This window comes from Flavobacterium sp. FlaQc-47 (genome assembly GCF_044006475.1).
In the GTDB taxonomy this organism is placed as follows: domain Bacteria; phylum Bacteroidota; class Bacteroidia; order Flavobacteriales; family Flavobacteriaceae; genus Flavobacterium.
Genome location: NZ_JBIPCQ010000011.1, coordinates 1 through 15,739 on the forward strand (window position 1 = coordinate 1; position 15,739 = coordinate 15,739).

The window sequence follows — 15,739 nt, forward strand, 5'->3', positions numbered from 1 at the left end:
AAATCTCTCGATTATCTTACTCTTTATTCTTTTGTTTTAACATCTCTGCTAAAACGGCTGTCAATTCAATATGTCTACGAACGTGTTTCAATTTTTGTTTCGCTTGTTTCTCAAAGCGGGTGCAAAAGTAGAAAAATTATTTCTAACCGGCAAATGTTTTTTGAAGTTTTTTTTTAAGAAATTTTCATTTCCTTTTTCCTCTCAAACCTTACCAATCTCTCAATGAACTTCCCTGTTTTGCGGGGTGCAAATGTAACTTCTTCTTTCAAATCCCACAAGCTTTTTTAAATCCTTTTTTGAAAATAAATTTTCTCCTTGATTTGTAATGCCTGTCAGTATTTCAGTGAACCTCTGTCGCTCTTGCGGGTGCAAAAGTAGCACCTTTATTTACATTTACAAGCCTTTTTATTGTATAATTTCAATGTTTTTTATAACTTTTCCTTAACGCTCTGATAATACAAAACTTAGCTTTTTACCAATTTTTTCATTTATAGGAATTTTCAGCAGAGCATTCTTCTTTTCGTAATTTTACCGTTATAAGATGCGTCTGTTTTATGGACTTCGCAGATTTAAGTGCTGTTTTATGATGACTTGTAAATTGATTTGATGCTTCAACGCTTTCTAAACACAGAGCGCTTTGTCAATTTCGCGCAAAGTCGCAAAAGCGCAAAGTTTCTTCTTTTGAAGCGGTTTCTTTTTTGCTATCACTAATGTCTATTCTAACAACTACTGCCCTAGCCCCGATGTCCTTCCAATCTTTTGTGGTGGGGTTCACCACAAAAGATTGGAAGGACATCGGGAATAGCTCCAAAACAAAATTAAACTTCAAATTTTCTAAATTCCAAATTCCACACTTAATGATAAGGTCTTGCTCCTCTTCGTTGGATAAAAACTCTCCTATTATATAGGTATGAAAAAATAAACCCGACAGGTTAAAAAAACTGTCGGGTTGGAGAACGAAATCAATCCTTATATATAGGAGTGGAAAAAATCTCTTTACTATTAGTAGTGTGCTCTCTTCCTGCCTAAATTTATTGTATTTTATAAAAGACAAATACGGCTCCTTGGCAGAAAACCGTATTTTATCAACTAAATTCAAAACTAACTTTTACAGACTTGCTTTTACTTCACCGCAAGTCAGCATATTTTTTGGATAATAAGGATTTTTGATTTCTTTGCTATCACTTAGCCAAGTCGCGCTTGTCATTGGGCAAACTTGCAGATATAACTTGGTTTCATCTGCTTTTAATTTTGGTGTCAGTTCCCAAAATTTAGCTGATAATGTTTCAAAAATTTTGCGTTGTTTATTGATGTTTTTTGTTGCTGTTATTTCGGCTGTGAGAGCTATAATTTCTTTTCTTGTTTTCATCGCCTCGTTCATTTGCTGCAGGTTTAACTTTTTAAACTTGAAATTTTGCAATGAATTTTGCAACACACCTGCATTTTTAACTACTGAAAGACTGTCTGAACTTATAAGATTGTTTTTCAAAACGAGATAATTATTTGTGATTTCTTTTTTTTGCGCTTCGCGTTTTGCTACTAATTCAGTAGTAACTTCTTCTTTTGATGTTAATTGGGCTTGCGCCAAAGTGCTGATGCAAATGAATGCTATGACTATTATTTTTTTCATAGTGTAGTACTGTTTATTTTAGAAATTATTTTATCTATTTCGATCAGAATACTTTCGAAATGTTCTTTGTTTAATCCTGATGTTCCACTCATTAACTTTGTAACATCGGTTCGTAATTTTAAGATATGCTGTTTTGCATATAACCGTATATCACTGCGTTGTGCGGAATTTAATGCTTTGCCAGGTTCAACTTCCTTAGGTAATAAAAGCATGTTTAACTTGTCAACATAACTGCGTTGTAATGCTCGCCTGTAAAAATCTAATTTTTCATCTCCGCTAAAGTTTACCCAAACCGTTTGCTGCAAATCATTCAGAAATTCAGGAACAGAGTAAGCTCCATCAAATTGCATGGCTTTAAGGCTGATATTATAAAGCATACCGGAACTTAAAAGCATATTTAAAACCTGATTTTGCTGCTCTGAAATTTGATCTTGTGTTTTTAAAGAAACCAGCTGACTTATTTCTTGCGGATACATCCATAAAGGAGCGACAAATAATTGTCGGCCAACATAATCGACGGCTGCTTTTACTTTCGCTTTAGGAACCGGCTGATATACTAAACCTTTTTCGTCAACAGTACGTTTGGTTACGTAATTATTGCCAATATATTTTAGCACGTGGTACAGGTACAAACCGTATTGTTTGACCACTGCTTTGTGCATATCTGATAAATTATCATATGCATCATTTGGCTGATACGTCCATTGAACAAGATTGGGAACAACGCGTTTTAAATTTTTGATTCCGTAATCACTTGCCAGTACTGCGTCATCGCCAAGATCTTCTGTCTGACTGCGGGGATCTTCTTCTTTTCCTTCTCCTCCAAACCATAATTTAGGATTGGCTGTTAAACTATCTGTGGTTAATTTAGCCAGGATTTTTTCTTCTTCAAATTCATCTTTTGCTTTTGAATAATAATCATAACCCCATTTTATTGCCCATTTGTCGTAAGCACCAATACGCGGATAAATACCTTTTGGACTGATATTGTCTTCGGGTTGTGCCACATAATTAAAACGGGCATAATCCATAATAGAAACGGTATGACCATTTGCTTCTACCCATTTTTTATCTCTTAATTTTTCTACGGGAGTTGCGCTGCTGGCTCCCATATTATGGCGTAAACCTATGGTATGCCCAATTTCATGTGATGAAACAAACCGAATCAACTGTCCCATTAATTCATCATCTAAGTGCATTTTTCTGGCTCTTGCGTCAAGCGGTCCTGCCTGAATCATGTACCATCTTTGTACTAATTTCATCACATTATGGTACCAGCCTACGTGACTTTCGATGATTTCCCCACTTCTTGGATCACTTACGCGTGGTCCATAAGCATTTGAGGTTTCTGAGGCATAATAGCGTACTACCGAATATCTTGCATCTTCTAAACTCATTGTGGGATCCTCTTCAGGCCATTCTTTGCCCACAATTGCATTTTTAAAACCTGCTGCTTCAAAAGCTTTTTGCCAGTCGTTGATTCCTGCAATTAAATAAGGTCTCCATTTTTTGGGCGTTGCCGGATCAATATAATACACAATTTGTTTTTTTGGTTCAACCAATTCCCCGTTAAGATATTTCTTAATGTCTTTGTCTTTTGGTTCCAGACGATAACGCTGAATAATGTACTTTGTCTGTGCACGTTGTTCATCGTCATCAAACAATACATATTTATTTGCAAAAAAACCTACTCTTTCATCGGCAAAACGTTTGCGCATTGGTATTTTTGGAAGCAATACGATTGAAGTATTTAATCTTAATGTTATACTTCCGCTGCTTGCTGTTGTGCTGGTGTAGGTTTTTGTGGTTTTTACTTCGATATTAATCGGATATGTATCTATTGTTTCAATAAAAGATTTATCATCAGACAGGGAAGTCAGTTTTTTTTCTGTTTTTTCTTTATTCTCTAATGAAAACATCGGATTGTCTTTCTTAAAAACATCTGTTACATCAATGACAACGTTTCCTGTTATTGGATTGGTTGTTTTTATTGGAAAAGCGGCAACAATTGGATTTTCATTACTTCCTGCTAATGCTTTTGCCAGCATCGAGTTAGCATTGCGGACATCTTGTTTGTATTGCAATGATCTTAAAAACACAGTATTGTTCGCTCCTTTTTCAAAATAAATAGTTTGTTCGTTGGCTTTTTCACCACCAAAAGTTCCCATTCCTTCAGGAGTTGAAAGATAGCGGGTTACAACAAGCATATATCTATTGAACAAACTGTCGGGAATTTGAAAGTAATACTTTGCATCTACCTGACTAACTACAAAAAGACCTGTTTTGCTTTTAGAACCTTCTTTGATTATTTTCTCGTATGGCTGTACTCCTTTTTGCGGCGTACTTGTACTATCGGCTTTTTTTTCCGGTGTCTGGGCAAAACCATGCTGTTGTCCGGCAGCGAGCATGATCAATAATATAAGTAATTTTTTCATTGTATTTTAAAATGGAACTGTTTCGTTCGTGTTTAAGGTAAGCTTTGGATTTTTTGACAGCGCAGATAATGGAAATGGTATAATGTATAATCTGGAATCAGGCTGTAACGTGTATGTTTTTTGAGGAACTGTTTTATTTACAAGCGGAAACACTCTTATAACTGTTTTTGCATAATCTGTTTCATTGTTTAATCTTTTTAAATCAAAAAAACGATTAAAGCCGAGAAGCAATTCTTTTCTGCGTTCGTTTACCACAAGTTCCATAGTTTCTTTTCTACTCGCAGGAACAGCCAGATTTACCGTACCGGACAAAATACGTTTTGCTCTTAATGTATTCAAAACATTAACAGCGTCATTGAATTTATCTTCTCTTGCATAACATTCGGCAAGCATCAAATAAACTTCTGTGGTTTTCATACCAACAGTTGAATAAAAAAATCTTGTGTATTGTGTTGCCCAATAGGCGGTATTTGAACCCTGATCCAGGTTTGTAGTACTTGTAGCATTGAAAAACAAATTAAAGCGCGCATCATTGGTTCCAAATAAAGTTCTCAACTCCGGGCTTATCACATAGCTTTGCGCAAAGTTCATTTCATTATACCCTGTCATGTACATATAACTCAATACTTCGACATTATTGGGTGCCGGAACAGCAACCGCCGTTGGTCCGCCTTGTTTATTGTAGGCTACTAGGTCAAATATTTGATTATTATAACTTAGTGATTTTTCTGCAGCAGCCTGAGCACTTGCAATTTCACGCTTAAACAAATGAACTTTGGCTTTAAATGCATAAGCAAATGCCAGTGAAGGATGGTAAACATCAAGTGGTTTTTCCTGAAGATATGGTAAAGCATCTTCAATATCCTTCTGAATAAAATCATAAACCTGCGCAACTGTAGATTTTGCGGGCTGTGCTTCTAAATCAAATTTATCCATGATACAAATTCCTCCATCTTTAGCGGCGGTTTGCGGATCATATGCTTTTGCGTACGTGTTTACTAACAAAAAGTGATCGTAAGCTCTGTAAATTTTGGCTTCGGCTTTTGCTAATTGTTTGGTAGCTGCATCTCCATCACTATCATTTACTAATGAAATAATTGTATTCCATCTGTTAATATAATTGTATGCCTGATTATAAAAGCTGGAACCGGTCATTAAGGAAACTCTGTCTGTGGTTTCATCAAAAGTAAAATTGATAATATCGATGTTTGGAGTTCGTCCTATTACGTTTGCTTCTCTCATCCATTGATCGTCTGATAAATACTGAAAGTTATTGATAGGATATCCTCTATTGGGCAACGATACCATTTCATGAAATTGGTCGGCAGTTTCGATAACTAATGCTCCTTTTGGTGTTACATCAGTGTAATCTTCGCAAGATGCTACAGTTAACATCATCAGCGAAAGCAGTATAATATGTAGGTGTTTCATTTTTTTAAAGAGTAAGATTAAAACCAAATAAGTACGTTTTTGGCAATGGTAAATTACGTGTGCCGGAGTTTGCTGAATATACTTCGGGATCGATATGATTTCCGGCAGCACTCCAATACCAGATATTATTCATTTGAAAAGTGAATTTAGCCGATGACATTTTGATTCTGTTGGCAAATGATTTTGGTAAACTGTAACCTAATGAAATGTTTCTAAGTTTGATATAATCTCCATCGACAACATTTACATCTGAATTTCGCCATTGACTGCTGATCGTTCCTGCATAATTTCTAACGCTTTCGTCAAAATCTACATATAAACGCGTATTTCCATTAGGTTGTGCATCTGTGTAACGATCTGTAATACCGGAAAGATTGACCGCATCAGAACTCATGTCAATTGTTTCTTTGCGCATTACATTTCCGCCTGAGAAAACAAAAAGCATATTCAGATCAAATTGTCGGTATGAAAATCGTTGAGAAAGTGAACCTGAATACGTAGGTGTCAAACTTCCCATATTTACTAAAGCATCAGGATTATTAATGGTTTTTATAGTCGTAGATATTGGATTTCCGTTGGCATCAAAAGTCATTGACGGATTTCCGTTTTCATCTAAAATATACGGATATCCATTTGTGGTTCCGCCATATTTATAAGCATAAAGACTATTGAAAACCTCATTTTCTAAAAAGTAATCCAGCGGCGAACTCACATAAACTGAAGCAAGAGACTCGGATCTGGTAATTTTTTTAACTGTTGTTCTGTTAAAGCCTAAAACTACATTTGAACTAACATGAAAATTTCCATTATTGTACCAGTCAGATCCAATACTAAATTCAATTCCTTTGTTTAGTAATGCTCCTGCGTTAATTCTTCTGTTTAATGCACCAACTGTAGGGTCTAAATCTGTTGTGGCCAATAAATCACTGCTGTATTTGCGATATACATCGATGCTTCCTTTTAATCTATTACGAAACAACGCATAATCTAAACCAACGTTAGTGCTTTGTGTTTTTTCCCATCGCAACATAGGATTTGGCTGTGCCGTAATATTGATGTATTGTAAAGATTGATATAACACATCATTTTTTCTGGTCGCTGTTACATACGGAGTTGTACTTTGATCTATGTTTCCGTTCACCCCATAAGTTGCTCTTAGTTTAAGATTGTTGACCCAGGTTATTGGTTTCATGAATTCTTCACTGCTTACATTCCACCCTAAACCTGCGGACCATAAGGGACGGTTTTTATATTTAGGATCTACTCCAAATAAATCTGCTCTGTCTACTCTGTAACTTCCGGTTACGTTATATTTAGATAAAAAAGTATAACCTAAAGTGCTGAAAACCGAAAAATAACGGTGTAACACTTCCTGTTGCGATCTTGATCCGGCGGCTAAAGTCCTGTTGTTTCCATAAATATAACTTGCAACTCCGGTTTGGCTCAAAGCAAGACTATTGATTACGGCTGAGTTTAGTGTGACAGGATCATAACCGTATCTTAATTGCTCAATACTTCTGGGAACAAAAGTTTCTCTCATTTCAAAACCGGCAATAGCATTAATAGCATGTTTGCCTTCGCTAAATTCCTGGCTATAATCTAATTGGTTTCTAAACGAATAATTGCTTACCTGACTGCTTATTTGTTTGTATCGCCCTCCTGTAGAAAAACCATCTACATAAGTGTACGCATTTGTTGCAGGATTATAGCCTGTTAAGGAATTAATGGCATAACGCATTTTATAAGAGTTGATGTCATTATATTGCTCGTTATCATTTCGTTTAACTTCATACTGAAATTGTGTACTGGCGCTTAAACCTTTCCAAATCTTGGCTGTTATATTTGCAAAAGCTCTTAAATTCAATGAGTTTTGCTGAATAATACCTTCATTAAGCGCATCGACAACATTAAAAGTAACAGGTTTAAAACCGCTTAAACTATTTATTTTTGCCGCTACAGCAGGATTAATAACGCTGCCGGACGTAAAACCATCGTTAATACCTACAAATTGGGATTGTACAAGATTTCCGTTATCATCCGTAATGCGCTCGTATCTTTTTTGAATATCATAATTGCCATAACTTCCATCTGTAACATCTTCATTACTATAGGTTCCGTTTAATCCTACTGTAGCATTTAACCAGTTATTCACCTGAAAACTGCTTTTTGCATATAAATTAAAAGATCGGCTTTTGTTGTTGATGATACGTCCTTTTGCTTCGTCATAATTAAAAGAAACATAGTTATTTTGCTTGCTTGTACTTCCTGAAAAGGCAATATTGTAACGTTGTCTTAATTCATTTTGCCATACATTATCGCTATAATCTTTATTGTAGTCGTTTTTTTTCCATTGCGAAATCGTAGTGTTATAATCGGCATTGTTGATTTTACCATCTTCTAAATCCCTGTTCAGCTGATAAAGCGGACTGTAATATTTCATACTGCTGTTGCCAATATCTCCGTAACCGCTAAACATTGAAGCCGTGTTGGCAAATCTTGCTCTTTCTCTATTGTAGACAGCTTGTTCAAAATCCATGATATCGCTTGTTGAAGCGTAATTCATATCTCTCAAATTGGGTTTTGTGCTAATAAAGAAATCCGAATTGATGGTAACTTTTAACCTCCCGTTTCCTTTTTTGGTAGTTAAAACAATAATTCCGTTTGCAGCTCTTGAACCGTAAATAGAAGCAGCGGCGGCATCTTTAAGAACATCAACACTTTCTATATCATAAGGGTTAATTTCATCCAAAGTCATTTCGGTTGGCAAACCATCAATCACAATAAGCGGACTATAACCAACTTCCAGGGAAGAAAATGTTCCAATACCTCTTAAAATAGGTTTATCGGCCCCGTTTCCCGTCACATTTTTTTGAAACATCAAACCAGCAACACGTCCTTCAATTGCACCTAATAAATTAGAATTGATATTCTCGTTTAAGGTTTTTTCATCAATTTTAGAGATTGAGCCTGTAAAGTGTGCTCTTTCAATAGTTTGATAACCGGTTACTACGACTTCTTTCATTGCAGAAACTTTATCTTCAACTACAAGAGTCAATTCAGTTCGGCCGCTAATCGAAAAAGATTTTTTCTCAATAGTCAATCCTGAACATTCTACAATACCATCTGCGGGCACATTATCAAAAGAAAAACTTCCGTCAAAATCGGTTATACTGTTTTTGTTCGTGCCCGAAACATACACATTTACTCCCGGAAAAGGTTCATTTTTACTGTTTAGTACTTTTCCGCGTATATCGATTAATCCGTTTCCCAACTTCTCTGCTTTTTCTATTCCGGCAGTTACCACAATGGTTTGATTGGCAAGCGTGTACTTTAAATTCTGATTGCCAAATATTTGATTCAGCGTTTCTTTTAAAGAAGCATTTTTAACATTAATGGTTACCGGTTTAGCATCCTTAAGCAATTTCTGCGTGTAGAAAACTTCATAATTTCCCTGTTTTGCCACTTCTTTCAGAACCGTTTCAAGTGGGGCATCCTTAAAATTAACAGAGACATTTTGTGCCTGACTTGTATAACTGAAAAACAGCACAAACAATACACTAAATACCTTTAAATAAGTAGAAAAATCAAATCCCGGAATCTTTTTTTCCGATGCTTTGGAAGGTTTTTTTGGTTGTAAATTAAATTTCATACATTTACATTTGGTTATAGTTAAACAATAGGTGGACAAACTTATACTGGCTATAAACTTTTGAAACAAACCGGAAGCATCGTAACTGCTTCTGGTTTTTTAGTTTACAGACTCAATATATTCGGGTCAATTTAAAATCACGGATATACGATAATCGTTTTTCCTTCGACTTTAAATTTTATATTACTAAGCTCCAGTACTTTTAATACTTCAGATAAATTTTTATTCATAAACGTTCCGCCGTTAAATCGAACATCCGATACATCGCCACGGTATTCGACCTTAATGCCGTACCAGCGTTCTAATTGTTTCATAACTGATTTTAAATCTGCGTTATCAAATTTAAATCGTCCGTTTTTCCAGGCAATAGCAGCTTGTGTATCTACTTCCCTAATGGCAATTTTATTTACATTGTCAGCTACATTAGATTGTTGTCCCGGTTTTAAAATTGCTTTTTGATTTTTAGAAGTTACCGCTACACTTCCTTCCAGCAAAGTAGTTTTTACAACAGTTTCATTTTCATAAGCGTGTACGTTAAAATGAGTTCCCAAAACTTCGATAGCCTGATTACTGGATTTTACTATAAAAGGTTTGTTTTTATTTTTGGCAACTTCAAAATAAGCTTCACCTTCAAGCTCTACTATTCTTTGATTTCCATTAAACTGAGTTGGATATTTAATAGCCGAAACTGCGTTTAGAAATACTTTTGTTCCGTCTGCCAAAACAATATTGTATTGTCCGCCTGTAGGTGTTGAAAGTGTATTGAATGCATTAGGGTCATTTTTTGAAGTATCGGCATTTGGATTTATAATGTATGTAATTACTCCGTTTGCACTCATTTTGATGGTAACTTCCTCCTGTTTACCTTCTTTTGCGATGGTATCTTTTGCAGAAATATTAGCCAGAATAATTTGTTTTCCGTTTGAGAGTGTCAGGATTCCTCTGTTTCCTCCGGGAGCAATTTCCTGAGGTTTTTCGGCAACCTGAATTATTTGTTTTTTTGATTTTGTAAAATAAAATATTCCAGACCCCATTAATAAAGTTACAGAAGCAGCAATGGCATATTTGTAATATGCTTTTTTATTTTTTCCGGAAGTTTTCGGAGTGATCTTGTCATTAATCGATTTCCAGGCAAGATCAAGATCGACCTCTTTACTATCGTTTTCAAAATTGTTTTGAACATTATTAAAATAATCCCTGTTTAAAGCGGACTCGTTGTACCATGTATCAAAAATTGATGCTTCTTCCGGAGTAAGAGTATCGTTTATTTTTTTTATGATCAGTTTAAATTCCATTTTCAGAATCTCTTTAAATTAACAATTACCTGATGTAATTTGTAACTAAGACAACTTAAATAGAATAATGGGTGACAAAAGATTAAGAAAAAATGAAGAAATAATTAAAAAAACATTTATTAGTAAAATGTTTCTTATTAATGATGAAGAAATAACGCCAATAAAAGAGGGATTGATTCTCCAATTTTTAGTTTGGCTCTTTTAAGCTGGGTTTTAACGGTATTGACAGAAATGCCTAATTCATCGGCAATTTCATTGTACTTATAATTTTCTACAAATTTAAGTTTGAAAATTTGCTGCATACTAGCGGGGAAACCTTCAACGATTTTTAAAATCTGTCTGTAGATAATTGCTTTTTCATCTTCAGAAATATTGTCGATATCTTCCTCTAAAAGTAGTGCCGAATTTAAATCGATGAGATTAAGGTCATCAGTTATTTTAATAGATTTGAGATAATTCAGACATCTATTACGCACCATAGCATAAAGATAAGATTTAAGCGAAGTATTAATTTCGATGTTTTTTGCATTTTCCCACAACCAGATAAAAACTTCCTGAACTATATCTTCGCTGGTTTGCTGATCGAACAAAAAATTATTGGCATAGAGAACCATTCCTTTATAAAATTGATTAAAGACATTTTTATAAACAGATTTGTTTTGTTTTTGAAGTTCTGATAAGACAAGGTTTATATCCAATTTTATATTCTAAATAACCTGATATTTTAATAAAACAAATCTATACAAATATAAGTTATAAGCAAATTTCAATTCGATTTCTCTGAATAATGGCAAAAAATAGATCCGTTTTTAGTAAAAATTAAGGATATGACAAATAAAGAATATTTTAATTATTATAAAAAAACAATATTAGTAATTATCTTACTGGCTAAATTCTAGTTTTTTTATGGCTTTAATACTATTTATCTTAATTGATTTTTGCTATAATACATAACATTTGAACAGCATTTTGCATTTAACAGAAATTCTCGATCTTTATTTAAAATTTATATAAGTTAAACTTATATTTCAATATTACATGATAATTTAATAACAAAACCCAATTTTTTTATAAGGATAAATTCTTGTATCGAACTAATTTTGAGGTCATTAATCAATTTAAAGTCACAATCATGGAAAATTTAAACAATTATAGTGCTGAAGAACTTCAAAAATGCCCTTATCATAGCCAGGCTGTTAATTCAGATAAAAAAGATGAAACTCGTGAAAATGCGAATACAGGAGACTGGGGAGATTTTGATGAAGACGATGAAGCTGGAACTGATCCGGATCGTAATGAAGGCGGAAATAATAATTCCGGAGGTGCAGGAAGTACAGGAAGTGCAGCAACGAATAGCTAAAACTATCAACTAACCACAAATTTTAATTATTATGAGCGACGATTTAACGAACAGAGGTTCTCAGGACAGATCCAGAATCAATATGAACGAACAACATGAAGTGCATTACTGGACAGAAAAATTTGGCGTTACTAAAGAAGATCTGCAAGCTGCAATTGACAAAGCTGGAACTAATTCAGCTCAGGAAGTTGAAGAAGTATTACAAAGCAAATTTTAATGCATTTAGACACTAGCCAGGAGACCAGTACTCTAAAATTCAAAAACCTGTAACGATTTCTCGTTACAGGTTTTTTTTAAAACATCAAAAAATCAACAAATGGAGATTTTTATCTGCCACTTGTACCGGTCGAATCTGTTTTCACATTCGTATTACTTCCTTTTTGTGTTGTTCCGGCAGAACCGGATCCTGTAGTACCTTCGCCGGTAGCACCTGTTGTTCCCGCGCCAACAGCAGTTGTATCTGAATTAGGTCCAACGCTATCTATTTGTGTTTGTGTAGAATCTGTAGTCGCGTCATAATTATCAGCCGGAGCAGTTTCATTTTTTTTACATGAAAATGCTAAACCTGCGAAAGCGATTACTAAGAATGTTTTGATTTGTATGTTTTTCATAATGAGTTTATTTTTAGTTGTATAAGTCCAAATATATTACCATCAATATTCTTATATTTATATAATTTGCGATAAATATTATAGAATTCAGATAAAAATTAAAGCTTCAAATAATTAAATAATCTGTAATAAAGGTCTTATCTGCATGCTCACAATATCACATCTTTTAGGCTGAGACAAGGTAAATAATATACTCATGGCAATATCATCAGCTTCAAGCATTTCCATTTTTTCAATTTTTTCCCTTTGCTCTTCTTTCGTTCCGGGCTGCATGTCAGACATTACCGCTCCGGGTTCTATAAGACTTACTTTGATCCCAAACGGATTTATTTCTTTACGAAGTGCAGCAGTAAAACCGTTAATAGCCGTTTTGGTTGTTACATAAATGGTACTTTCCGGATTACGGACTTCAGCACTCATGGAACCAACATTTACAATATGTCCGGACTTTTGAGTTTTCATTCGGGAAACCGCTTGCTGGGCAAAATCAATGTAACCTTTAATATTAGTATCAATTACATATTTCCAATCCTCGTTGTCCGTTATTCCTTGTGCTGAAACTGCGGCATTATTGATTAAAATATCGATTCCGCCCATTTCAAGATCTGCAATGTCCAGAATTTTTTTAATATCATCTTCATTTGTAACATCGGCAGGAGCACCAAATAATTTAGCATCAGGATAATTTGCCGTAATTTCTTCTAATGCCGTATTAAAATCTTCCTGATCACGTCCAAAAATAAGAACTTTTGCGCCAAGTGAAATCAATAATTCCGCAGTAGCTTTTCCTATTCCTGTTGTTCCGCCGGTGATAATAATATTTTTATCCTCTATATTCGAGCCAAAGTATTCCTTTAAATTTTTCATAAGTCTTCGATGTTTTTATCGTGATCTATATTTTGCTTTTATTGCTTTACAAATAATTCGGTTAAATATTAAAAGTAAAAATGCAACTTCAAAAACTGAGTTGCATTTTTACAAATAATCACTTAATCTTCAGTTATTTAAAGTTAAAAAAATGACTAATAGTTTTTTTATAGTTTAAAGAGCAACTTTTACAATATTTTCAGTTGTGCATTTTAGAAAATTTTCTAATTACTAAAATCATGAAATGCTTCTTTACCATACTATTTTAACCTGACTGTTTCCTGCTATTTTGTAATGTAAAATGGCTGGATCAGAAAATGAGCATTCCATCTCTTTTTTATTTTGGGTGACTTTTACATTTTTCTGAATTTTCTTTGGATAAATAATTTTGACGTTACAGGAGAATTCCTCACTGCCTAAAGTTTTGAAGGTGATTGCATTTTTAACTTTTTTAAAGCCTTTAATCGGATAATCAAAAAATATCAAAAAGTCCTCGCCTTTCACCTTGCAATATTGTCTTGGTACGACACCAAAAGCAACGCCACCACCATAAACTTCCTGACCAACCTGACCGCTTTTTTCCCAGCCGGTATAAAGATCCTCAAGCGGAATCCATAATTTCGGCTGTAATTCTCCGGTTTTTACTTCGTCAGAAAGCATCTCTTCCGGCAATTGTGACGGATAATAATAGGGCATTCTGGTAACGGAATATTTTATAAATTCAGGAAGCAGAATCTTTAAGGCCGGCAAGATGTCCACATCTTCTGCTTTTATCATGTATTCGCAAAACTTGGCATATACTTCATGTTCTTCGTACACTGCAGTATATGGCGCATCATTAAGCGGAAAAATGGAAAAATAATTGGGGTAGTTTTTTCCGAAACCATATTGGCAATCCCAAATTTGCATGTTTTTAAATAATCCCGCGAGACAGGCAAAACTCAAATCGAGATACATTTTTTCGCCCGTTATTTTATAAAGATCCAATAATGCTCCGGCAGAAAAAGCGGTGTTATTTGCCTGATAAAAAATCTGAAAGCCTAAACCAATAAGTTTTTTTACCGCTTTTTTTGCCTCTCGTAAATAAAGTTCATCTTTTGTTAGTTCATACACCAACAGCATTAAATGAGCGTAAGAACCCGGAACATCTTTCTCTCCGCCTTGCCCCGGCACGGTTTCTTCCTTAATGACTTCTAAGGTATCCATTTTATAAAAAACCGGCCATTCATAATCAAAATGACGCGCGACCTTTATGGCAAACTGAATAGAATCAAGCAATAATTTTTCGGCAAATTTTTCTCCTTTTAAGGCAAGTCTGCTTAGGTTCATTAACGGATGATGTAAATACCAGGAATCCATCACCATTTTTTCCTTTTGTTCCTCTGATCCGTCCAGTTTATCATACAAAGCCGGAAGCCAGCGGTTTATGGTTTTAATATCCCCATCATAAAATGCCGAAATACCTTTTTGTAAATCATCAAAAAGCGGATGTTTTTCTCCTGTCCACTCCATATGTTCCTTCAATGGCATCAACACCGCAAGCTGAACCATAACTTCTGAGGGTGTGTCGTAATCGCACAAATAAGCATTCAAATACGGAATACCGTTAGTTTGTGTCCAGCAGCCTTTGTTGTGATATAAATCCTCCTGACATTTTTTAGCAATTTCCAGCCAATTATGATATTCGGTTTCAGGATGAGGCAGACATTTGTATATTTCTCCTAAGTTATTTAAAAATTGATGTGTAACCTGAATATCGTCTTCGGCAATCTGCTCAGAAAATAATACATAGGCATCTGATAGAATATAATCCTGATCTGACGGCAATGGCAAATTTTCTGTCAGCGGTAACTGAAAACCTATTTCCGGCCAGTCTCCTCCTACTTTTTCCGCCACAGATGTTCCTGTAGCTTCACAATAAGCACTTAAAGAACCTAAATCCTGAAAGTAAAATACAGATCCGGTTTTAGGTTTGGTCATACTTAAAAAAAGATGTCCTGACCGCGCTCCTATTTGATGCGTGTGGATGTTTCCAAAGGTGTTTTCGACATTTCCGCTTTCTGTTAAAGGCAAAATATCACGAGGCCAAAACGGAATCATTATAGGAAAATCTGCTTTAAATGATGTTTTATAATGTAATAATGGCGATAAACCATTAGGGAAATCGATTGTTACCTCGTATTTCCCAATTCTTGTTGTCATATTAATTACTATTGCCTGACCGTCATCAAATAAATTGGTTACTTCAAAACAGCTGTTTAAACCAAAAGCTGCCCTAAAAGCCATTTTTCCCTGATTGGGCCATAATGTAACAATCCATAAGGAATCGCCTGTATTGTATAATTGAAAGGTATAATCACGGAATTTCTTCTCCCACAAAACCGTGCTATTTTCAAGATCAGACTGCACTGTAGCAGTCCATGGTGAAATTGATTGCATGTATTTTAAAATTTAATGGGTT

General features: G+C 34.7%; 12 protein-coding genes. 2 read left to right on the forward strand and 10 right to left on the reverse strand.

Translation table 11 applies throughout. From position 1 onward, the window contains the following. Nucleotides 1-640 precede the first annotated feature (640 nt). The 7 genes from ACHRVX_RS23205 to ACHRVX_RS23235 form a co-directional block, all read right to left on the reverse strand. Entirely contained in the window at nt 641-1,099 is a 459-nt protein-coding gene (locus tag ACHRVX_RS23205; protein ID WP_395336821.1) for a hypothetical protein, read from the reverse strand. 9 nt (nt 1,100-1,108) lie between these two features. After that, nucleotides 1,109-1,630: a DUF3347 domain-containing protein gene (locus tag ACHRVX_RS23210; protein ID WP_395336824.1), complete on the reverse strand. Its 522-nt coding sequence runs from the start codon at nt 1,628-1,630 to the stop codon at nt 1,109-1,111. Next, on the reverse strand, nt 1,627-4,065 hold the full coding sequence (locus ACHRVX_RS23215; protein ID WP_395336826.1) for a zinc-dependent metalloprotease: 2,439 nt from the start codon (nt 4,063-4,065) through the stop codon (nt 1,627-1,629). The genes ACHRVX_RS23210 and ACHRVX_RS23215 overlap by 4 nt, the downstream gene beginning before the upstream one ends. Nucleotides 4,066-4,071: 6 nt before the next feature. Further along, nucleotides 4,072-5,496 (reverse strand): RagB/SusD family nutrient uptake outer membrane protein, encoded by a 1,425-nt coding sequence (locus ACHRVX_RS23220; RefSeq protein ID WP_395336829.1) that lies wholly within the window; start codon nt 5,494-5,496, stop codon nt 4,072-4,074. A gap of 4 nt (nt 5,497-5,500) precedes the next feature. Then, complete coding sequence (locus tag ACHRVX_RS23225; RefSeq protein ID WP_395336831.1) at nt 5,501-9,145, reverse strand: SusC/RagA family TonB-linked outer membrane protein; 3,645 nt, start codon at nt 9,143-9,145, stop codon at nt 5,501-5,503. A 137-nt stretch (nt 9,146-9,282) separates the two neighbouring features. Then, a complete protein-coding gene (locus ACHRVX_RS23230; RefSeq protein WP_395336833.1) occupies nt 9,283-10,440 on the reverse strand; it encodes a FecR family protein in 1,158 nt (385 codons plus the stop codon). Between the two features lie 137 nt (nt 10,441-10,577). Further along, the gene (locus tag ACHRVX_RS23235; protein ID WP_395336836.1) at nt 10,578-11,138 is read right to left on the reverse strand and encodes an RNA polymerase sigma-70 factor; all 561 of its coding nucleotides are present in this window, start codon (nt 11,136-11,138) and stop codon (nt 10,578-10,580) included. Nucleotides 11,139-11,572: 434 nt separating this feature from the next. Between ACHRVX_RS23235 and ACHRVX_RS23240 the strand changes: the two genes are divergently transcribed. Continuing rightward, nucleotides 11,573-11,800, forward strand: a complete 228-nt coding sequence (locus ACHRVX_RS23240; RefSeq protein WP_395336838.1) for a hypothetical protein — start codon at nt 11,573-11,575, stop codon at nt 11,798-11,800. 31 nt (nt 11,801-11,831) lie between these two features. After that, a complete protein-coding gene (locus tag ACHRVX_RS23245; protein WP_395336840.1) occupies nt 11,832-12,017 on the forward strand; it encodes a DUF3606 domain-containing protein in 186 nt (61 codons plus the stop codon). Nucleotides 12,018-12,126: 109 nt separating this feature from the next. Here the strand turns inward: ACHRVX_RS23245 and ACHRVX_RS23250 are convergent, their stop codons facing one another. The 3 genes from ACHRVX_RS23250 to ACHRVX_RS23260 all read right to left on the reverse strand — a co-directional run bounded on the left by ACHRVX_RS23250 (nt 12,127) and on the right by ACHRVX_RS23260 (nt 15,717). Further along, nucleotides 12,127-12,411 (reverse strand): hypothetical protein, encoded by a 285-nt coding sequence (locus ACHRVX_RS23250; RefSeq protein ID WP_395336842.1) that lies wholly within the window; start codon nt 12,409-12,411, stop codon nt 12,127-12,129. A 114-nt stretch (nt 12,412-12,525) separates the two neighbouring features. Further along, on the reverse strand, nt 12,526-13,278 hold the full coding sequence (locus tag ACHRVX_RS23255) for an SDR family oxidoreductase (protein WP_395336844.1): 753 nt from the start codon (nt 13,276-13,278) through the stop codon (nt 12,526-12,528). A 252-nt stretch (nt 13,279-13,530) separates the two neighbouring features. Then, nucleotides 13,531-15,717, reverse strand: a complete 2,187-nt coding sequence (locus ACHRVX_RS23260; protein WP_395336846.1) for a hypothetical protein — start codon at nt 15,715-15,717, stop codon at nt 13,531-13,533. Nucleotides 15,718-15,739 lie beyond the last annotated feature (22 nt).

Excerpts from the sequence above, each read along its gene's own strand:
- ACHRVX_RS23210 (WP_395336824.1), bottom strand. The coding sequence starts at position 1,630 with ATGAAAAAAATAATAGTCATAGCATTCATTTGCATCAGCACTTTGGCG.
- ACHRVX_RS23215 (WP_395336826.1), bottom strand. The coding sequence starts at position 4,065 with ATGAAAAAATTACTTATATTATTGATCATGCTCGCTGCCGGACAACAG.
- ACHRVX_RS23220 (WP_395336829.1), bottom strand. The coding sequence starts at position 5,496 with ATGAAACACCTACATATTATACTGCTTTCGCTGATGATGTTAACTGTA.
- ACHRVX_RS23225 (WP_395336831.1), bottom strand. The coding sequence starts at position 9,145 with ATGAAATTTAATTTACAACCAAAAAAACCTTCCAAAGCATCGGAAAAA.
- ACHRVX_RS23230 (WP_395336833.1), bottom strand. The coding sequence starts at position 10,440 with ATGGAATTTAAACTGATCATAAAAAAAATAAACGATACTCTTACTCCG.
- ACHRVX_RS23240 (WP_395336838.1), top strand. The coding sequence starts at position 11,573 with ATGGAAAATTTAAACAATTATAGTGCTGAAGAACTTCAAAAATGCCCT.
- ACHRVX_RS23245 (WP_395336840.1), top strand. The coding sequence starts at position 11,832 with ATGAGCGACGATTTAACGAACAGAGGTTCTCAGGACAGATCCAGAATC.
- ACHRVX_RS23250 (WP_395336842.1), bottom strand. The coding sequence starts at position 12,411 with ATGAAAAACATACAAATCAAAACATTCTTAGTAATCGCTTTCGCAGGT.
- ACHRVX_RS23255 (WP_395336844.1), bottom strand. The coding sequence starts at position 13,278 with ATGAAAAATTTAAAGGAATACTTTGGCTCGAATATAGAGGATAAAAAT.
- ACHRVX_RS23260 (WP_395336846.1), bottom strand. The coding sequence starts at position 15,717 with ATGCAATCAATTTCACCATGGACTGCTACAGTGCAGTCTGATCTTGAA.